Below are 20,007 nucleotides of genomic sequence, written 5' to 3'. Positions count from 1 at the left end.
TAAAGTTTACGACGCGAGCGCCGTTACTTACGCAGACCCTGGAGGTTTTACCGCTCCGCCCAGAGAAGGATGATGCTGTGAAAATTAACGATACCCTAAAGAGTAACCCCGGCCTGCCGGCGGCCAGTACGCCCGCGGCCAATGCCAAGAGCACCGAAAAAGCCAGCAGCAGCGCGCCCGCGAGCACGGACAGCGTCAAGCTGTCGTCGCAGGGCCAGGCCATGGCCAGTGCGGTGGGCAACAACAATGGCGTGTTCGACACCAAGAAAGTCGAGCGCATCAAGCTGGCGATTGCCGACGGCCAGTTCCAGGTCAATTCCGAGAAGGTCGCGGATGGCTTGCTGGACACCGTGCGCGATCTGCTGCATTCCCGAAATCGCTAACGGCGCCGGTTTTCCGGCGATACCACGACCATGTCCACAGCCAGCCCGAGCACAACCCTGCCGCAGGAACTTGCCTTGATCACTTCCGCACTGGAATTGATGACGCAGGAACAGCAACTGCTGGTCAACGCCGACACGGCCGGCCTCGACGAGCTGACCCCGCGCAAGGCGCAGGTGGTGGCCGAGATGGCAGCGCTGGCGCGGCAACGGCACCAGAGCCTGGCCGCAGCCGGTTTTGCGGCCGACGACAGTGGCATGCAGGCGTGGGTGGAAGCCAGCGGTGCGGCGGATGCCTTGTCAGGCTGGCAAGCATTGCTGGGCAAGACACGCGAAGCCAAGGAATTGAACCGTATCAACGGCATGCTGATCAACAAGCAACTGTCGCACACGCAGGGCTTGATCAATGCGATGCGCACCCCGACCAGCGGTGGCGAGGCGGCCGTGTACGGCCCGCGCGGCCAGGCGGCCCCGGGCGGTCCATCGAAGCGCTACGTGGTGGGCTGAACGCCCTGCCCTTGTCTGTTGTGCTGACTGAACGGTCGCCTGGTGCGGCCGTTTTGCATTGCATACGCGGACTGATGCGGCGCTTTCTTAAGCAATAACAAAGCGTTTCGCACTTCCTGGCCCAGCCGGCGTTGCCACGGGCTGGCTACGGAAAGCCCGGGCTTTGGTGGACAACTTTGCCGCCGACAACCGTCTGCAGCACCTTGATGTCGGCGATTTCCTCGTCCGGAATCTGGAAGAAATTACGGTCCAGCACGATCAGATCGGCCAGCTTGCCCACTTCCAGCGAGCCCACCTGCCCCTCCTGGCGCAAGGTATAGGCGGCGTTCATGGTCGCCGCGCGCAAGACGGCGGCGCGCGGCATGCCCGGCGCCGGACCGAGCTTGCCCGCGAACTCGGGGCCGGCTGCCGGCGAGTTGGTGCGGGTGACGCCCACCTTGAGCGCGAACCATTGGTCGAGCGCATCGACCGGCCAGTCGCTGCCGAACACCACGCGCGCGCCGGCGTCGAGCAGGAGCGACTGCGGCTGGACAATGGCGTAGCGCTGCGGACCCAGATAATCCTTCAGCCCGGCCACCGTGTCGGGCGCCGGCTTGGCCCACTGGAACGACAGCACCGCGCTCGCATCGAGCGCGGCGAAGCGGCCGAAGTCGGCCGGGTCGACAATTTCGGCATGCGCCAGCGCCGGACGGACATCCTTGCCGGCGGGCGTGGCGCGCAGGGCCTCGATGGCGTCGAGCGTTTCGCGCACCGCGCCGTCACCGTCCACGTGCACGTGGGCGTCGATGCCGGCCGTGGCCAGCCCGCCGAGGATGGCTTTCAGCGCGGCGGGCGGGAAATAGGCCGGCGGCCCCTTGCTGTCGCCCGGCACCCAGTGCGGATGCTGCGGCGTGCCCCGGTTGACATAGTACGGCGCCACCATGGTCCCGGTCAGGGCCGGCGCGGCGATCACGCCGTCCATGTAGAGCTTGGCGTGACGCACGCGCATTGACGGGTCGACGCTGTTCTTTTCCTGGTGATAGCGCTTGACCATCTTGAGCACGGAGGCGACCGCGCGCGCCGGATCGGCGCCATCTTCGGTGGCGACTTCGGCGGCGAAATGGGCGCGCGCGCTCAGCTTGCCCTGGCGCTCGATGGCGGCAAAAGCGGTAAAGATTTCCTGGTCGCTGCTGGCGTCGAGAAAACTGGTGACGCCCTGGCGCGCCAGCGCTTGCATGGCGAACGTGGCGGCGGTGATGTTCTCGGCCGGGGTGGTCTTCGGCAGCAGCTTGTCGACCAGTTCCATGGCCGCGTCTTCCAGCAGTCCGGTCGGCTCGCCGAAGGCATTGCGCGCGATCTTGCCGGTGGCCGGGTTGGGCGTCGAGCGCGTGATGCCGGCCAGTTGCAGGCCGCGCGTATTGACCAGGTTGGAGTGGCCGAACGAGGAACGCACCACGATCGGACGGGCGGTGTTGATGGCGTCGAGCGTGGCGCGGGTGGTTTCCACGCCGGCTGGCAGCATGCTTTGCTGGAACCAGTTGACCACCTGCAGCCATTCCTTGATGCCCTTGGTACGGCTTTCCTTGTCGACGCAAGCCTGGATGCGCGCCTGAAACTGGGGCACGGTCAGGGCTTCGTAGTTCAGATTGCAGCGCAGCAGGCGCTTGCCGCCGGACAGGGGATGCATGTGGGCGTCGATCAGGCCCGGCATGAGCATGCGTCCCTGCAGGTCGATGAGTCGGGTGCCCTTGCCGGCCAGCAGGGCGGCGCCGGTATTGTCGCCCACGTAGACGATGCGGCCGGCGCGCACGGCCAGGGCCTGCTGCACGCTGTCGCTGGCGTCCACGGTGTAGACGTAGCCGTTGCGGTAGATGGTGTCGGCCATGCCGGACTCTGCGGCCTTGGCGGCGGCTTTGGTTGCGGCCTTGGCCTTCGGCGCGGCCACTGCCGGCGTGGCGCCGCCGAGCAGCAGCGCCAGCAGGGCGGCGGCGCAGGCGGCGCGCGCAACAACGGGTTCCAGCACCATCGTGGCGCTGGCGGGCAGCGCGCGGGTTTCGGTCATTCTGCATCCCTTTCTGTCGGATTGCGGTAAGTGGCGTTGGCACAGAATACACTTTGCCCGGCTTGTTTCCTATATCTGCCGCCAAACGCGGCAAGGTGGCGCGACGCGGCCACGCCCCTCGCCGGTCGGTTGCTTCAAGCTGTGCATGAACGGGCTCGATGACAAGGACAGGTGCAGCGTGATTTGTACCGCACAAGCTTGCGTCGCATAAAATTCTGATAGGAAATCTCTTTTCCCACAAGCTTGATTTCATTGAGGAAATTGTGCGAAAACACATTTTTTTGTGTCCCTGGCGATACGTTCAGAATTTGCTCAAGCGACAAAATTTCCGTTGAATATGTATGTCCCGTGAAAGTGCGCCATGTAACGATGAGTTGTTGCGGCAGTTTCTGGCCCGGCACTCAAGAACAAGCACATTCACTCACGGAGAACTGTATGAACTGGAATCACTTGGTTAAAGCAAGCGTCGGTATCGTAGCAGCAGCAGCCTGCCTGGCAGCCCAGGCGGGGTCGAACGGGGTGACTGTCAGCCTGAGTCCCGAAAAATCGTCGCTGGGCAAGGAAGACGATGTCGTCATGCGCGTCACCATCACCAACACCTCGTCCAAGCCGCAATACGTGCTCAAGTGGCACACCCCGTTTGCCGGTGTCGAGGATCACCTGTTCGACGTGACCCGCGACGGCGTGGATGTGCCTTACCAGGGCCGCCATTACAAGCGCCCTGCCCCGACCGCCAAGGATTACTACCTGCTCAAGCCGGGCGCCTCGCACACGGCCAAGGTGGAACTGTCGGCCATGTACGACATGAGCGTGACGGGCGACTACTCGGTGCGCTACCACGCCGCCTCGCTCAACCTGTTCAACTCGACCTCCGACGACGACAACAGCGTGAACGCGCGCCAGGGCGAGCGCGAGATCGGCGAGATCGCCTCGGCGCCGGTATCGCTGTGGATCGATGGCCGCCTTGAGCGCGGCACCGTGGTGGCCGACCCGTTCGAGCTGGCTGCCAAGCAACAGGCTGCAGGCCCGGCCGGCGTCTCGTTCGCCAGCTGCAGCACGGCGCAGCAGAGCTCGATCAACTCGGCCATGTCGGCCGCCAAGACCATGGCCAACGGCAGCGTCACCTATCTCAACAACGGCCTGCAGGGCACGCGCTACAAGAAATGGTTCGGCGCCTACACCTCGGGACGCTACTCGACGGTTAAATCGCACTTTGCCAACATCAAGAACGCGCTCGACAGCAAGCCGATCGTGGTCGATTGCAGCTGCAAGGAATCCTACTACGCCTATGTGTACCCGACGCAGCCATACAAGATCTATGTCTGCAACGCGTTCTGGACGGCTCCAACATCCGGCACGGATTCCAAAGGCGGCACTCTGGTGCACGAGCTGAGCCACTTCAATGTGGTCGCCGCCACCGATGACTGGGCGTACGGCCAGTCGGCCGCCGCCAGCTTGGCGACCAGCAACCCGACGAAAGCCGTCGACAATGCTGATTCCCACGAATATTTCAGCGAAAACACCCCGTCGCTGCCATAAGCGGACGATGGAATAAAGACAGCCTGGGAGCGCAAGCGGCCAGGCTGTTTTTTATGGTTTCGGAGTCTGCCGCCTGCTTTTCATTTCTCATTCGAGGTCTGACCCGAATACCGTTAAGTTAAGCCGTTATCTGACCACCAACTTCGAAACCGTCATTCCCGCGCAGTGAAGTGACCCAAGAAAGTTGGACGGTGTTTTGATTAAATCAAAGCGAATGCTGGGTTCGGTATTGCACCGGGCTCAGTCCGTTCAGCTTCATCTTGATACGGCAGTGATTATAGTAGTCAATGTACTCGGCCAGACCTTTTTTCAACTCGTCGACGCTACTAAATTTGTTCAGGTGGTAATACTCCGTCTTCAGCACTGCGAAGAAGCTCTCCATGGCTGCGTTGTCGAGGCAGTTGCCTTTGCGAGACATGCTCTGCACGATGCCTTTCTGCGCCAGCATGTGCTGGTAGGCCGGCATGCGATACTGCCATCCCTGATCTGAATGGACGATCGGTTTATCGTCGGCACGCAACTTCCGGAAGGCTTTTTTGAGCATGCCTGTCACCAGTCCGAGTACCGGACGCGTGTCCATTTCATACGCTACAATTTCCCCGTTGAACAGGTCCATCACGGGTGATAGATACACTTTCTGACCAGCGACTTTCATCTCGGTGACGTCGGTTGCCCACTTCTGATTCACCCCCTCTGCGTTGAAATCGCGCAGCAAGATGTTCGGCGCAGTCTTGCCCACTTCCCCCTTGTACGACTTGTATTTCTTGATGCGTACCAGCGATGTCAGCTTCATTGCCTGCATGCAGCGCTGGACGGTATTGGCGCATGCGCGATGGCCTGCCTTGCGCAGCACGTCAGCGATACGCCGATAGCCCATACGCCCCTTGTGTGCCTGATAGGTCGTCTCGATACCCTGCTTCAAGTGCGCATGCTTGTCGCCGTCTTGCGCAACCTTCTTTTGATAGTAAAACGTACTACGTTTCAGACCGGTAAGCGCAAGCAACTGCGCAATGGGAAATTGCAGCCTTAACTCGTGGACTATGTGCGCTTTTTGCGCATTGCCGCAGCCTGTTCGGCCGCTTGAGCTAAGGCTCTCCGCTTTTTTAGAACGGCGACCTCCATCCGTAACTGGTTCAGTTCCACCAGCAACTCTTCACGGCTACGTGTGGCATCACTATGCACGCTGGCAGGTGCAACTTGCTTGGGTAAATCAGCCATGCGCTTGGGTCTTCCTCTGGGTTTGCGGATCAGTGGCACTATACCGCCATCACGAAAATCGCGCTCCCAAACCCCGACGTAGCCCTGCGCGCGAATATTGAACCTGGCCGCCGTTTCCACATACGATAATTTGTTCGCCCACATGTACCGCAAAACCTCAAGCTTCTCATCGGCGCTGTACTGAACAGACTTCCTCGGTTCAAGGCCAGCTTTGCCGTGATAGCGGTGGAACAGTACCCAACGGCGTACTTGGCCGTAGCTAACGTTGTTGATGCGGCCTACTTCCTTATAGCCCATCAAGCCACGTACATATTGCTTAGCGATTTTTAGCTTGAATGCCGTCGTATGCTTCGTCATCGACTTCCCCCAAAAAGTAGAAACGGTGTCCAACTTTTTTGGGTCAGTTCACAGGCGGGAATCCAAGTTCGTCGAGCCGCCTGTGACTGTGCTACGGAATTGGATTCCCGCCTGCGCGGGAATGACGGAGCTTAAGTTAGCGGCATTCAGGTCTGACCCCGATTAAGAAATGTTTCGAGTCAGAGCTCTGACCCCGTTTAGGAAAGATTTGGGCGGAGTATTATTCTTCGGCCGGCTGCGCGACATGGGTATGCGTGAACACCGTCGACGCCGGCTTCATCGCCACCGGATTATCCAGCTGCTGCAAGTCAAGCACGTAACCGCCGGTATGGCTGAGCCGGTAGCGGCGCTTGCCTGGAAGGAAGTCATACGCGCCCGTGATGTCGATCGTGTTGCTAAGCACGCCGTTCGGCTCGACCTTGACGTAGTCATCCGGCCCCGGCGGCGCGCGCTTGACCATCGGACCGATGTAATTGACCGGCGCCGCACTGCCCGCCACGCTGATCTCGAACTCCGGCCCGAACAGTTGCTTGCTCTGGTAAGTGACCTTCCACAGGTAGATCGGCTGCGCCGTCTTGTTGCTCACCGTTAGGGTTACCAGCACCTTGCCGCCGCGCGACGCCACCGCGACTTTTTCGCTCACGCCCACCATCGGTTTATCCTTCGCATAGGCCAGCCCAAGCGCCATGATCATCAACACGCCCGCCAGTGATCGTTTCATCGCCCTGCTCCTTGTTTTCGTCGGCCCGGCTGCGGCTGTCGATCGGCGGGGCCGGGTCGCCCGCCTGTGCCGTTCTCAGCCATTGTGCCTCGTTTCGCGCATCAGGCCAGCCCGCTTGGATCAACGGGTCGGAATCTCGGTCGTGGTATCGGGCAGCGCCGACAGGATCGTCACCGCCACGCGCCGGTTGCGCGCGCGCCCTTCGGGCGTGTCGTTCGATGCCACCGCGATGTTGGCGCCGTGCCCCACCACCGTGAGCCGCTCGGCGCCCACGCCGCTGTCGATGAACAGGCGCACCACGCTGCTCGCGCGCACCGCCGACAATTCCCAGTTCGACGGAAACAGCGCATTCCTGATCGGCGTCGGGTCGGTATGGCCTTCGACGTGCACCGCGTGCGGGTCGTCCTTGAGCAGCACCGCCAGCGCGCGCAGGGCCTGGTCCGATTCCGGCGTGAGGGTGGCGTCGCCCGGGTCGAACAGCACGCTGGCATTGATCTCGACGCTCACGCCGCGGCTGTTTTGCGTCACGCGCACCTTGCCTTCCCTCACCAGCGGGGCCAGGGTCGAGGTGAGCTTTTGCGCGAGGCTGGTCAGGCGTTCCTTTTCGCGCCGCATGGCTTCCGCGCGCCGTTTGATGAGCGGATCGGGCAGCACGATCAGCTGCGGCACATTGCTGCTGGCGACACTGGCCGTGCTCTGGTCCTTGCCGCCGAAAGCGTCGCCCAGCGACACCGAAAACACCTTGTACTTGCCTTCGTTGACGACCGAAATGGCGTACATCACGACGAAAAAGGCGAACAGCAGGGTGATGAAATCGGCGTACGAAATGAGCCAGCGTTCGTGATTTTCGTGCTCGGCTTCGTACTTTTTGCGCGCCATGGCTCAGGGCCGCGAGAGCAGGCAGGCGACGCGCTCTTCGATCACGCGCGAGTGGTCGCCGCTGGCGATGTCGTGAAAGACGTCGGTGAGGATTTCGTACTGCGTCACCCGTTCGGCGACGATGGTTTTCAGCTTGTTGGCGATCGGGTAGAAGAACATATTGGCCAGCCCGACGCCATACACGGTCGACACGAAGGCCACCGCGATGCCGCTGCCCAGCTTGGCCGGGTCGCTCAGGTTTTCCATCACGTGGATCAGGCCCAGCACCGCGCCCAGGATGCCGATGGTGGGCGAGTAGCCGGCCGCAGACTCCCAGATTTTCACCGCTTGCCGCTCGCCGAATTCGTAGGCCGTCACTTCCATCTCCAGCAGGCTGCGCAGCTTGTCGGGGGCAATGCCGTCGACCACCAGGCGCAAGCCTTTCTGCACGAATTTATCCTTGTTGACGGCCATGTATTTTTCCAGCGAGAGCAGGCCGTCGCGCCGCGCATGCAAGCCCCACACGGCGATTTCGCGCGCCAGCCCGGCACGCTGGCTGGGCGGCGGCGCAAACACCCAGCGCAGCATGCGCACGCCGCGCATGAAGGTTGACGCTTCGCTTTGCAGCAGCACGGCCCCGGCGGTGCCGATGACGACGATGGCAAACGCCGCCGGCTGCACCAGGGAGGACAGCTTGCCGCCCTCCAGCGCCTGGCCGATCAGCAGGCCTGACAGCGCCAGGAAAATCCCCGCTACGCTGGCCCGGTCCACGCCTGCTCCTTCAAGGACGCCCGCAGGCGCGCGACCGCCTGGGTGTGCAATTGCGACACGCGCGATTCCGATACACCCATGACGGCCCCGATCTCTTTCAGGTTCAGTTCCTCTTCGTAATACAGGCCCATGAGGATTTTTTCGCGCGGCGGCAAGTTGTCGATCGCGTCGATGACGGCATGGCGGAAGTCGCCGTCGAGCAGGCTGCGCAGCGGATCGGCATCGTCCACCGCATAGCGGTCGAGGAAGCTGTCGTTGCCTCCTTCGTTGTCGTGGAAATCTTCGTAGTACACCAGCTGGTGGCCGCCGCCGTCGGTGAGCATGTCCTGGTAGTCGGCCAGAGAGAGCTTGAGGCTCTTGGCGACTTCGGATTCGGTGGGCGGATGGCCGAGCTGTTGCTGCAGGGTGCTCATCGCCGTTTCGATCTTGCGCATGTTCTGGCGCATCGAGCGCGGCAGCCAGTCGCTGCTGCGCAGTTCGTCGAGCATGGCGCCGCGGATGCGCAGCACGGCATAGGTCTCGAATTGGGCGCCGTGGGTTTCCTCATAGCGGGTGATGGCGTCGAGCAGGCCGATCATGCCGGCCTGGATCAGGTCGTCCACTTCGACGCTGGGCGGCAGTTTGGCCTTCATGTGGTGGGCGAGACGCTTCACCAACGGCATGTGCTCCGTCAGTAGATGGTTCTTGTCCGCTTTCCCTTTGACGGTATACATAGTTATAAGTATGTTTTAAGAACCAAAATGGGAAGTCCCCCCTGTCCTGCCAAGTTGCGGCATGGCTGTCAGGGCAAAGCGCCCCGCCAGCTGGCGAAATGCCACCGACGCGCCGGCCAGCGGGAACGCATCGACCACGGCCCGGCCCAAGCGCGCGGCCCGGTGCAGGTATTCGTCCGCCGGGACCGAGCCCATCGACGTGAGCTGTACGGCAAGGTAACGACTTGCCGCAGATGACATATTATCGTATACCACCTTTGCTTCGGCTTCGGATGCGCCCGTTACCAGAATTCCGAACGGACGGCGCCCCAACTGTTGCGAAAGTCGCTTGATCAGGGCGTACGCGGCCGTGATCGAGGCGGCGCTGGTGGAGACCTGGACCACGATCTCGGCGCTGTCCATGATCGGCACCGGAAAGGTGTCGTCGTCGCCGAATTCGCCGTCGACGATGACGATGCCGGTCTGCTTGACCAGCACGTCGAAGGTCTTGGCCAGGCGCCGCGCTTCGTCCGGGCCGCCGCGCGCACGCGCCATGCTGACCACGCCGAAGCCTTGCGGCACCTGGTGGATGATCTGGTTCAGCGCGCACTGCTGGCGCGCCACCTGCAGCAGGCTGGCGCGGTCGGCCACGCCTAGGCGCTGGGCCACGCCGTATTCGCGGTCGCAGGCGTCGACGATGAGCACGTCGTTGCCGGCCCGGGCCAGCGAGGCGCCCAGGTTGACCAGCATGGCGCCCTTGTCGTCTTCGGGCGTGGCGGAGAGAAAGGTGACGATGCGCGGCTTGGGGCCGGCCAGCATCCGGCGCAGGCCTTCGGCCTGGTCGAAATCGAAGTGATTAGCCAAGGGACACCTCGCGCAGGCTGCGGTCGTTGCGGGCGGTGCTGGTATTGGCCATCACCAGCGGCAGTTCGGCGTCCGAAAACTGGGTCGCGGCGGCATCGCGCTTGAGGCGGAAGGCGCGGTCGACCAGCATGTTGCGGTCGGCCAGGTGCAGGTCTTCCGGCACGCGCTGGCCGTTCGAGACATAGAACAGGTTCAGTTTCTGGCGGATCACGACGTCGAGCACGTTGCCGATCGAGGCTGCTTCGTCGAGTTTGGTCATGATGCAGCCGGCCAGGCCGCTGCCCTGGTAGGCGCGCACCACTTCATTGAGGGTTTCGTTGGTCGAGGTCGAGTTCAGGCACAGCAGGCGCTTGACGTCGGCGCCGGTCTCGGACAGCATCGCGACCTGTTCGGCCACGTTCTGGTCGCGCTGGGAGACGCCGACGGTGTCGATCAGCACGGTGTGCTTGTTGCGCAGTTCTTTCAGGGCGATGCGCAGGTCCGATTCATCCTTGACCGAGTGCACCATCACGCCGAGGATCTTGCCGTAGATGCGCAGCTGTTCGTGACCGCCGATACGATAGGCGTCGGTGGTGATCAGGGCCAGTTTTTCCGGGCCATGGCGCATCACGCAGCGCGCGGCCAGCTTGGCGGTGCTGGTGGTCTTGCCGACGCCGGTAGGGCCGACCAGGGCGAACACGCCACCCTTTTCCAGGATTTCATCTTCGTTCGAGATGGTAGTCAGGTTGCGCGCGAGGACAGTTTTGATCCAGCGCAGGCTCTCGGCGGCATCCTTGCCGGCCGGGAGTTTTTCGATCAGGTAGCGCGACAGGCTGGCCGAGAAACCGGCGGCCAGCATTTCGCGCAGCACGCCGGCTTTTTGCGGTTCGCGCTGCTGGGTGGTGCCCCAGGCGATTTCGGCCAGTTGGCTTTCCATCAAGCCACGCATGGCGCGGATTTCATTCATCATGCCCGACATTTCGGCGCTGGCGCTGTCCTTGGCCTGATTCATGGCTTGCTGCATCATCGACGACATTTGCGAGGCCATCATCGACATGTCGAACGATTCCGGCGCGGCGTAGGCCGGGGCTGGGCTCGGTGCGACGCGGCGGTTGGCGTAGGTGTCGGGCGGGATCGACAGGGATGGGCGCGGCTGGGCCATTTCCGTTTCGTGGGCGGGCGACGAGATCGAGGCGACATCGTCGCTGGCGAGGGCGAGGATTTCGACCACGCCGTCCACTGGACGATTGGACAGAATGACGGCGTCGGGCCCGAGCGCTTCGCGTACTTTACGCAGTGCGTCGCGGGATGTTGCAGCCGTAAATTTTTTGACATTCATCGCCAACTCCTGGGGTTCCTGCTGGGTGCGCTCACATGAGGCACTGACAGGATCCATTATTGACGATGCAGTTTGGAAATGATCTGGAGAAGAGGAAGGTAAAAGGGGTCCATTTCGGAAGAGCTGGCGCGCACGTTTGATCAGGGTGCGTGGGGCGGTGTTCTCAAGAGCTCAAGATGCATGGATGGAAAAGTACAGCTATGTGTATATGCTCGCCAGCGATCCGTACGGCACCTTGTACACCGGCGTCACCTCGGACCTGGTCAAGCGCGTCTGGGAACATCGCAACGCCGTCGTGGAGGGCTTTACCAAACGCTACGATGTGCATAAGCTGGTCTGGTATGAAATGCACACCGATATCATGGAAGCGATCAAACGGGAAAAACAGATCAAGAAGTGGCGACGTAACTGGAAGGTGAATTTGGTGCAGGCTGGCAATCCAACCTGGCGGGATTTGTATCTGGACTTCACTGCGGATTAAAGACCGGCCCCGCGGTTGATACCGCTACATCCAGCCGTCGTTCCCGCGAAGGCGGGAACCCAAGTCAGTGCTGAAGCCGACGGCTGAGCAAGGAACTTGGGTTCCCGCCTTCGCGGGAACGACGGGGTATTTGCGGCACAGGAACGGCGGTCTAATTACTGCGCCCCCACCAAACTGGTCACATGAATCGTCTTCGTCTCCGGAATCTCATTGTGCGACAGCACCTTCAGCTGCGGCAACGCCCGGCGCAGGAAGCGCGACAGCATTGCCCGCAACGGACCCGGCACCAGCAGCACCGGCGTCAAGCCCATCTGTTCCTGCTGCGCCGCAGCCGCGCCGGCCTGCTGCGCAATCGTATCGGCCAGGCCAGGCTCGATCCCGGCGCCATCGCCGTTGGTACCCAGCGCCTGCATCAACAGCCGCTCGAGCCGGTTATCCAGGGTCATCACCGACAATTCATTCGTGCCTGGGAACAACTGCTGCACAATCGCCCGCCCCAGCGCAATCCTTACCACGGCGGTCAGGTCGGCCGGATCCTGGGTTTGCGGGGCATACTCAGCCAGGGTTTCGATCACGGTGCGCATATCACGGATGTGCACGCCTTCGACCAGCAAATTCTGCAACACTTTCTGCAAGGTCGACAGCGACACCAGCTTCGGCACCAGGTCTTCCACCAGCTTCGGCGCTTCCTTGGCCAGATGATCGAGCAACGCCTGCACTTCAGCCCGGCCCAGCAATTCCGACGCGTGCGTCGTGATCAAATGATTCAGGTGCGTTGCCACGACAGTACCGGCATCGACCACGGTATAACCCATGCTCTGCGCTTCATCGCGCAGCCCGGCATCGATCCATACCGCAGGCAAGCCGAACGCCGGATCGGTGGTCACCAGGCCAGGCAGGTTGCCGCTGGCCATGCCCGGATTGATCGCCAGAAACTGCCCGTTCATTGACTCGCCGCTACCGACTTCCACACCCTTGAGCGTGATGCGGTAGGCCGACGGTTTCAGCTCCAGGTTGTCGCGGATGTGTACCGGTGGCGCCAGGAAACCGACTTCCTGTGCGAACTTCTTGCGAATGCCTTTGATGCGCTTGAGCAGCTCGCCGCCCTGGGTCTTGTCGACCAGCGGAATCAGGCGATACCCGACTTCCAGCCCCAGCGTATCGACCGGCATGATGTCTTGCCAGCTGGCTTCTTCCTGCTCGGGCGCGGCAACCGGGGCCGGCGCTTCGACTTCTTCCGGCGGCGGGGCCTTGGCTTTCTTGTTGACCATATACGCACTGCCCGCAAGCGCGCCGGCCAGCAGCAGGAAGACCAGGTTCGGCATGCCAGGAATCAAGCCCATGCCGCCGATGATCGCGGCGGTGATGTACAGCACTTCCGGCTTGGCGAACAACTGGTGCACCAGCTGGGTGCCGATATCCTGGTCGCTGGCAACGCGCGACACCACGATACCGGCCGCGGTCGAGATGATCAGCGATGGAATCTGCGCCACCAGGCCGTCACCGATGGCCAGCAGGGTGTAGGTCTTGGCCGCTTCGCCGAAGGCCATGTCGTGTTGCAAAATACCAACCAGCAAGCCACCCACCACGTTGATGACGGTGACCATGATGCCGGCCACGGCATCGCCGCGCACGTATTTGCTGGCACCGTCCATCGCGCCGTAGAACTCGGCTTCCTGGGCCACTTCGGTACGGCGGCGGCGCGCTTCATCTTCGGCGATCAGGCCGGCGTTGAGGTCGGCGTCAATCGCCATCTGTTTACCCGGCATCGCGTCCAGGGCGAAACGGGCGCCCACTTCGGCGATACGGCCCGCACCTTTGGTGACGACGGTAAAGTTAATAATGGTCAGAATGATAAACACGACGATACCGACCGTGTAGTTGCCGCCGATCAGGAAGTGACCGAACGCTTCGATCACCTTACCGGCCGCGGCGCCGCCGGTGTGGCCTTCGGTCAGCACGATACGGGTCGAGGCCACGTTGAGCGACAGGCGCAGCATGGTCGACACCAGCAGGATGGTCGGGAAGGCCATGAAGTCGAGCGGCTTGACCGTGTACAGGCTGGTCAGCAGCACGATGACCGACAGGGCGATGTTGAAACTGAAGAACACGTCCAGCACGAAGGCCGGCAGCGGCAGGATCATCATCATCAGCAGCATGATGATGATGGCCGGCGCCGCGAGAGCGTTGCCGCCGCCTTTCATTGCACTTAACCACGAGGGCATGTTCAGGCGATTCATGGTGTGGCTCCGTTCTTCGGTTCAGGTTTGGTTTGCGATGCCGGGTCATGCGGGTCGAGCTCGGGTGGTACGCGCAGCTTGCTCGGACGGTCGGGGTAGGTTCCGCCATCCTTCTTGTAGGCGCGCAGCTGGAACACATACGCCAGCACTTCCGCCACCGCCGAGTACAGCGCTTCCGGAATCTCGTCGCCGATCTCGGTATGCTTGTGCAGCGCACGGGCCAGGGCCGGCGCTTCCAGCAGGGCCACATTATTTTCCTTGGCCAGTTCGCGGATGCGGGCCGCCACTTCATCGCTGCCCTTGGCCACCACGCGCGGCGCGCCGCGCTGGCCATCGGCGTACTTCAGCGCCACCGCGTAGTGGGTCGGGTTGGTCACCACCACGTCGGCGGTCGGTACGTCGGCCATCATGCGGCGCTGCGACATTTCGCGTTGCATCTGGCGAATCTTGCCCTTGATCTGGGGATTGCCGTCCGACTCTTTCGACTCCTGGATCATTTCCTGGCGCGTCATCTTGAGCTTGTTCGCGTAGTGCCAGATCTGGTACGGGCCGTCGATCGCGGCTACGATGCCGAGGCCGCCGACGATGTACAGAAACGCCGAACCGATCAGGTCGACCATGTGGGCGCTGCCGCTTTTCAGTGGCTCGACGGCCAGGCCGATGACGGCGTCTTTCTGGCTCATCACGACCATCCAGGCGATGGTGCCGACCACGATGGTCTTGGCGATCGCCTTGAGCAATTCGACCAGCGCGTTGGTGGAGACCATGTTGGTCAGGCCGCGCACGGGGTTGAGCTTGCTAAATTTCGGCATGAACGACTTGCTGCTGAACAGCCAGCCGCCGATCAGCAGGGGTGAAGCGAGCGCCACGATCATGACGGCGATGGCCAGCGGCAGACAGGCCAGCATGACCTGGGCGATATCGCTGGCCACGCGCAGGATCATGGCGTTGGGGTTGAAGATTTGCTCGCGGTCCATGGACAGGCCGGACACCATGGTCGCGTTCAGCTGGCGCACGATGCCGGCGCCGAAGAACCACAAGCTGCAGCCGGCCGTCATCAGGACAGTAAACGTCGCCACTTCCCGCGATCGGGGCACGTCGCCTTCTTCGCGCGCCTGCTCCAATCGCTTGGGTGACGCTGCTTCTGTCTTTTCTGCGTCGCTACTGTCTGACATGCCAGGCTCCCGTTAACAGATGCCATTATTCGCGATATTGCTCTAGAGCTATCCAGCGATTAAGGCGGCAAACAGGGCTCAATTCGGGTAGTGGCAGGCGAACGGGGGTGTAGGCCGTGCTCTCGTATAATTAAAAATTATCAATTTCTACCCGAACATCATGAATTCGCTGGTTCCGCCCGATCCCCAAGAGCCGCTCGTCGCGGCCGACCTCAAGGAGGATGGCGACTTTTCCGACATGCTCAGCGAGCAGCGCATCCTGCTGCCCGGGGCACAGATGTTGACAGCGTTTCTGATCATCCTGCCGTTCAACGGCGGTTTCCGGCAGATCGTGCAGGCCGAGAAAATGGTATTCCTGGCAACCTTCGTGCTGGCGTTGACGAGTCTGGTGTTGTTGAGTGCGCCAGCCATTCAGCACCGGCTGATGCGGCCATTGAACGACCGCGCGCGCTTCAAGCGCGTTGCGACGCGGCAGATCGTGGCGGGGGCCTTTACCTTGGGGGTAGCCTTGATACTGGCGACCAACCTGGTGATTTCGGAAGTGTTCGGCAGCGTTGTGGGGATGGTGACGGCGGGTGGGATCGCCACCTTTATCCTGTCCATATGGTGGCTGTTGCCGGCTTATCTGAAGCGAATGCACGGCTACTAGACACTGTCCACCGTCGTTCCCGACCCGCGCCGCCGAGGCGCGGGAAGGACAGGCCTCAGCGGCTCTTCTTCGCCTCGGCCTGCTTGACCGTCTGATCGATCGCGCCAAAAATCGACTTTCCTGCCCCATCGAGCATCTCGATCCTGATCGTGTCGCCAAACAGCATGAACGGCGTGCTAGCGACGCCATCGTCGATCATCTCCAGCGCGCGTTTCTCGGCAATGCACGAATAGCCGCGCTTGGCATCCTTGTTCGATACCGTGCCCGAACCGATGATCGTACCGGCGCGCGCATTGCGGGTTTTGCACAAATGTGCCAGCAGTTGCGCGAAGTTGAATACCATATCGACGCCTGCATGCGGCTGCCCGACCAGCTTGCCATTCCAGGTCGAACGCAGCGGCAGATGTACCTTTGCATCCTGCCAGTGATCGCCCAGCTCATCGGGCGTGACGGCAACCGGCGAGAACGAGGACGCCGGCTTGGACTGCAAAAACCCGAAGCCTTTGGCCAGCTCGGCCGGAATCAGGTTGCGCAGCGAGACGTCGTTCACCAGCATGAGCAACCTGATCTGCTGAAACGCCTGATCGGGCGTGCTACCCATCGGCACGTCGCCCGTGATCACGGCCACCTCGGCCTCGAAATCGATGCCCCACTCCTCATGCGCCAGGACGATCTCGTCCGTCGGCCCCAGGAAATCGTCGCTGCCGCCCTGGTACATCAGCGGATCTTCCCAGAACGAGGCCGGCATGTCGGCATTGCGCGCCTTGCGCACCAGCTCGACGTGATTGACGTACGCCGAGCCGTCAGCCCACTGAAACGCGCGCGGCAGCGGCGCCATGCATTTGGCGGGATCGAAATCGAAACTGCGCGAAGTCCGTCCGCTGTTGAGCATCTGGTACATATCGCTCAGCTGGGGCGAGATGAATGCCCAGTCGTCCAGCGCCGCCTGCAGGGTGGGTGCGATGCCGTCGGCCAGGTGCGCCGTTTTCAGGTCGCGCGAGACGACCGCCAGCTGGCCGTCGCGGCTACCATCCTTGAGTGTGGCTAATTTCATAATCTTATCCGGCGCGCGCGTTCAACCCGGCACCAGCAAGTCCAGCCTGGCCTGGTCCAGATAGCACCACTCGCCTTCGGCCAGGCCGAGCGACTCCAGCGTCAGCTGGCCAATGGCGGACCGGTGCAGCGCACTGCAATGGTTCCCGGCCGCGGCCAGCATGCGTTTGACCTGGTGATACTTGCCTTGTTCCAGCACGATCTCCAGCTGATGCTCGCCGCGCTGAACGCAGCTCAGGGCTGCCAGCGGCGCCGGCTCGTCATGCAGTTTGACGCCGGACAGGAGTTGCGCAATCAGTTCAGGCGTGACGGGGTCCTGCGTGGTGGCCTGATATATCTTGGGGATGTGCCGCTTCGGCGACGATTGGGTGTGGATAAACGGACCATCGTCCGACATCAGCAACATGCCGGTGGTGTCGTGATCGAGCCGGCCCACCGGCTGCACGTCGCGCCAGGTGAATTGTTCGGGCAGCAAGGTCAGCACGCCGGGGTGATGGCTAGGCTTGCGCGAACACTCGACATTGACGGGTTTGTGCAGCGCAATATACACATGTTCGCGGTAAACCCATTCGTCGTCGAAGATCGTCATGACCAGCCCATCGGTGTCGATGGCAGTCTTGTAGTCGGTGTAGGGGGCGCCGTTGATGACGACTTCGCCGTCTTCAATAAGGGCGCGGCAATATTTGCGTGTGCCGAAGCCCTGCGATTGCAGGATGCGGTCCAGGGATAATTTACTCATGGGCGAGACTTTACCAGATGCGCCTTTGACCGGATAGGAATGCTCCTAGCGGTTTGTAGGATAAAGACCCGATTGATGGCGGGTTAAGGAAGAGCCTTTACGCATCTTTGACACAGATCAAGAATGGCAAGACCCCGATTGTTAAACTGAAACCTCAGTAGGAATCGGCCTAACGCTACCTGCGAATGCTTACGGTAACACTAGGGCAATTGAACCGGACAAACATGATGAGGACCAGGATGCGCACCATTACTTCCGCCGCCACGCAAATGAACACCGCCGACTTCCTGGAATCGGCCGCCGACAATCTTCCCGATAATCCGCTGGCCCAGTCGGCGCTGGAGACGACGCGTGACGCGATAGCGCGCTGGACCGGCGGCATCCATCTGCCGCGCATGCTGGTGCCGGGCATGGTGCGCGTGTCGCCGCAGGCGCGCTGGTATGCGCAGGCCAACAATGGCTTTCAGGAATGGCTCAGCCAGGGTGGTTTCGCGCAGGGCTACGATGGCGATACGGTGCAAGTCAACAACACCGATTGCGCCGGCCAGGCTGTCCTGGACATCGACTGCGCAGAGCGCAACGTGGAACGCCTGCGGATGGTCGACGCCGACAGCAGCGATGCCTGCATCGACTGATCGCGGCGCCATACTGTCGCCGGCGCCCTTGAGCGCGCCGGCAAGCTCCCGCTCCGGCATGCTCCCGCTCCGGTCCTGATGCGGATCCCTTATTATTGCCAATGGCAGGCATGAGCGATCCGCCACTCCCGGCCTCCCGGCGCGGGATTGGCGGGCTCGAAGGCGTCAACGTCCCTCGCGCGTGGCCAGTACACGGTCGATCAGGCCGTATTGCGCCCCTTCGGCGGCCGACATGTAATTGTCGCGGTCCGAATCCTTTTCAATTTGCGCCAGCGTTTGTCCGGTGCGTTCGGCATAGATGGTATTGAGGCAGTGACGCAGGTACAGCACTTCGCGCGCCTGGATTTCGATGTCGGCGGCCACGCCCTGCGAGCCGCCATGCGGCTGGTGCATCATGAGGCGCGCATTGGGCAAGGCGTAACGCTTGCCGATCGCACCCGCCGCCAGCAGGAATGAGCCCATGCTGGCGGCGAAACCCGTGCACAGGGTCGACACGTCCGGTTTGATGAACTGCATCGTGTCGTAGACCGCCATGCCGGCATACACGGAGCCGCCCGGCGAATTGATGTAGAGCGAAATATCCTTGTCGGGATTGTCCGATTCCAGGAACAGCAATTGGGCGACGATCAGGTTGGCCGATTGCTCGGTCACCTCGCCGACCAGGAAAATCACGCGCTCTTTCAGCAGGCGCGAGTAAATATCGAAGGCGCGCTCGCCGCGTCCCGTTTGTTCGATCACGGTGGGCACCAGGCCCAGCCCCATTGGAATATTCGAAGTCATAAGCGTTCTTTCGCGGTAGAGTTGAATCGCTGAGTCGATTCTGCCCGCTTGACGCATGCGGCCCGGCGACGTGTGACATCGAAAAAAAATATCGCTGGCGTGTCACATCCGGGCAGTGCCGGGCGTCATGTGGTACCCGCACCCTCACAGGAGATTCCCGATGCCGCGCACGACCGATACCGACGGCGCCTTGTTCGAACAGCTTCGGCCGCGCCTGACAGCGATCAGCCGCCGCATCGTCGGCAGCGAGGCCGAAGCCGAGGACATCGTCCAGGACTGTTTTCTCAAGTGGCAAGGCGCCGAACAGGCGGCACTGGCCACGCCGGCGGCCTGGCTGACCACCGTCGTACAGCACCAGTCGATCGACTGCCTGCGCAAACGCGCCCGCGATATGATTGCCGCCCGTACCGCCCTGGAACTGGTGCCCGACGTGCCGCCCGCGCCGCCGGAGGATGGCTTGCTGCGGCGCGCCGAACTGGGCGAGGCGCTGGCCCGCCTGCTGGCATGCCTGTCGCCGTCCGAGCGGCTGGCATTGATTCTGCATGAAGTTTTCGAACGCGAACATGCCGACATTGCGGCGGCGCTGGGCACAAATACCGTGAATGCACGTCAATACCTGGCGCGCGCTCGGCGGCACTTGCGTGAGGACGAAACCGAAGCGCCGGCCAGCGAGAAACTCTGCCGCGAGCTGGTACGGCGCTTCCAGGCCGCGATCAACGGCATGGACGTGGCGGCGATGGTGACCCTGCTCGGTGAGGAGCAGCCGGTGTCGGTGCACCAATCCCCTCGCCTGCGGATCCGTGCCGGCGCATGTGCCAACGATGCGTCGTACCGCGCCGTGCTGGCGGCCTAGGGTTCGGTCGGCGCGCGGAAGTGGACGAACATGTTAATCGACGGCGATATGCGCCCCGTACGGCCAGACGAACACACATCGACAAGATGGCGCAATAAACAATGGTGGAATAAACAATGGCGGGAATAACATCGGC

General features: G+C 62.0%; 20 protein-coding genes. 7 read left to right on the top strand and 13 right to left on the bottom strand.

The genetic code is table 11. The features are described 5' to 3' along the window. Positions 1-77: 77 nt before the first annotated feature. A complete protein-coding gene (gene flgM / locus CR152_RS14670) occupies positions 78-383 on the top strand; it encodes a flagellar biosynthesis anti-sigma factor FlgM (protein ID WP_099875573.1) in 306 nt (101 codons plus the stop codon). Between the two features lie 30 nt (positions 384-413). After that, positions 414-887: a flagella synthesis protein FlgN gene (locus CR152_RS14665; RefSeq protein ID WP_099875572.1), complete on the top strand. Its 474-nt coding sequence runs from the start codon at positions 414-416 to the stop codon at positions 885-887. Positions 888-1,032: 145 nt separating this feature from the next. On the opposite strand, the gene CR152_RS14660 is transcribed toward CR152_RS14665, so the two are convergent. Then, a complete protein-coding gene (locus CR152_RS14660; protein ID WP_229413394.1) occupies positions 1,033-2,928 on the bottom strand; it encodes an amidohydrolase in 1,896 nt (631 codons plus the stop codon). 435 nt (positions 2,929-3,363) lie between these two features. On the opposite strand from CR152_RS14660, the gene CR152_RS14655 reads away from it, so the two are divergent. Next, the gene (locus CR152_RS14655) at positions 3,364-4,467 is read left to right on the top strand and encodes a M35 family metalloendopeptidase (protein WP_099875571.1); all 1,104 of its coding nucleotides are present in this window, start codon (positions 3,364-3,366) and stop codon (positions 4,465-4,467) included. Between the two features lie 205 nt (positions 4,468-4,672). Here CR152_RS14655 and CR152_RS14650 read toward each other — a convergent pair. The 7 genes from CR152_RS14650 to flhF form a co-directional block, all read right to left on the bottom strand. Then, a protein-coding gene (locus tag CR152_RS14650; RefSeq protein WP_099881933.1) for an IS3 family transposase occupies positions 4,673-6,042 on the bottom strand; the annotation gives its coding sequence in 2 pieces (ribosomal slippage) (positions 4,673-5,521 and positions 5,524-6,042; 1,368 coding nt in all). Between the two features lie 220 nt (positions 6,043-6,262). Then, a complete protein-coding gene (locus CR152_RS14645; RefSeq protein WP_099875570.1) occupies positions 6,263-6,763 on the bottom strand; it encodes a hypothetical protein in 501 nt (166 codons plus the stop codon). Positions 6,764-6,883: 120 nt separating this feature from the next. Continuing rightward, the gene (gene motD, locus CR152_RS14640; RefSeq protein WP_099875569.1) at positions 6,884-7,642 is read right to left on the bottom strand and encodes a flagellar motor protein MotD; all 759 of its coding nucleotides are present in this window, start codon (positions 7,640-7,642) and stop codon (positions 6,884-6,886) included. A 3-nt stretch (positions 7,643-7,645) separates the two neighbouring features. Next, the gene (locus tag CR152_RS14635; RefSeq protein ID WP_099875568.1) at positions 7,646-8,392 is read right to left on the bottom strand and encodes a flagellar motor protein; all 747 of its coding nucleotides are present in this window, start codon (positions 8,390-8,392) and stop codon (positions 7,646-7,648) included. Beyond that, positions 8,374-9,105 (bottom strand): RNA polymerase sigma factor FliA, encoded by a 732-nt coding sequence (locus CR152_RS14630; protein ID WP_099875567.1) that lies wholly within the window; start codon positions 9,103-9,105, stop codon positions 8,374-8,376. Before CR152_RS14630 ends, CR152_RS14635 begins: the two co-directional genes overlap by 19 nt. A gap of 15 nt (positions 9,106-9,120) precedes the next feature. Beyond that, a complete protein-coding gene (locus CR152_RS14625; protein WP_370663857.1) occupies positions 9,121-9,903 on the bottom strand; it encodes a MinD/ParA family ATP-binding protein in 783 nt (260 codons plus the stop codon). A gap of 37 nt (positions 9,904-9,940) precedes the next feature. Next, positions 9,941-11,266, bottom strand: a complete 1,326-nt coding sequence (flhF, locus tag CR152_RS14620) for a flagellar biosynthesis GTPase FlhF (protein ID WP_099875565.1) — start codon at positions 11,264-11,266, stop codon at positions 9,941-9,943. Between the two features lie 184 nt (positions 11,267-11,450). On the opposite strand from flhF, the gene CR152_RS14615 reads away from it, so the two are divergent. Next, positions 11,451-11,747 carry a GIY-YIG nuclease family protein gene (locus CR152_RS14615; RefSeq protein WP_099875564.1) on the top strand — a complete coding sequence of 99 codons (297 nt, stop codon included), beginning with the start codon at positions 11,451-11,453 and terminating at the stop codon, positions 11,745-11,747. A 155-nt stretch (positions 11,748-11,902) separates the two neighbouring features. Here CR152_RS14615 and flhA read toward each other — a convergent pair whose 3' ends face one another. Both flhA and flhB read right to left on the bottom strand, forming a co-directional pair. Further along, complete coding sequence (gene flhA, locus CR152_RS14610) at positions 11,903-13,987, bottom strand: flagellar biosynthesis protein FlhA (protein ID WP_099875563.1); 2,085 nt, start codon at positions 13,985-13,987, stop codon at positions 11,903-11,905. Beyond that, positions 13,984-15,162: a flagellar biosynthesis protein FlhB gene (flhB, locus tag CR152_RS14605; protein WP_099875562.1), complete on the bottom strand. Its 1,179-nt coding sequence runs from the start codon at positions 15,160-15,162 to the stop codon at positions 13,984-13,986. The genes flhA and flhB overlap by 4 nt, the downstream gene beginning before the upstream one ends. 160 nt (positions 15,163-15,322) lie before the next feature. Between flhB and CR152_RS14600 the strand changes: the two genes are divergently transcribed. Further along, a complete protein-coding gene (locus CR152_RS14600) occupies positions 15,323-15,811 on the top strand; it encodes a DUF6328 family protein (RefSeq protein WP_099875561.1) in 489 nt (162 codons plus the stop codon). Between the two features lie 55 nt (positions 15,812-15,866). Here CR152_RS14600 and CR152_RS14595 read toward each other — a convergent pair whose 3' ends face one another. After that, complete coding sequence (locus CR152_RS14595; protein WP_099875560.1) at positions 15,867-16,865, bottom strand: fumarylacetoacetate hydrolase family protein; 999 nt, start codon at positions 16,863-16,865, stop codon at positions 15,867-15,869. Between the two features lie 21 nt (positions 16,866-16,886). Further along, entirely contained in the window at positions 16,887-17,603 is a 717-nt protein-coding gene (locus CR152_RS14590) for a pseudouridine synthase (protein WP_099875559.1), read from the bottom strand. 239 nt (positions 17,604-17,842) lie between these two features. Between CR152_RS14590 and CR152_RS14585 the strand changes: the two genes are divergently transcribed. Beyond that, a complete protein-coding gene (locus tag CR152_RS14585; RefSeq protein ID WP_099875558.1) occupies positions 17,843-18,238 on the top strand; it encodes a hypothetical protein in 396 nt (131 codons plus the stop codon). A 165-nt stretch (positions 18,239-18,403) separates the two neighbouring features. Here the strand turns inward: CR152_RS14585 and clpP are convergent, their stop codons facing one another. Continuing rightward, entirely contained in the window at positions 18,404-19,018 is a 615-nt protein-coding gene (clpP, locus tag CR152_RS14580; RefSeq protein WP_099875557.1) for an ATP-dependent Clp endopeptidase proteolytic subunit ClpP, read from the bottom strand. A gap of 160 nt (positions 19,019-19,178) precedes the next feature. Here clpP and CR152_RS14575 point away from each other — a divergent pair, with 160 nt between their 5' ends. Further along, entirely contained in the window at positions 19,179-19,871 is a 693-nt protein-coding gene (locus tag CR152_RS14575) for a sigma-70 family RNA polymerase sigma factor (protein ID WP_157778486.1), read from the top strand. Positions 19,872-20,007: the final 136 nt, after the last annotated feature.

This window comes from Massilia violaceinigra, assembly GCF_002752675.1.
GTDB classification, from domain to species: domain Bacteria; phylum Pseudomonadota; class Gammaproteobacteria; order Burkholderiales; family Burkholderiaceae_D; genus Telluria_A; species Telluria_A violaceinigra.
The sequence above is the reverse complement of the archived record's forward strand: the minus strand, read 5'-3'. Positions and strand labels throughout refer to the sequence as shown.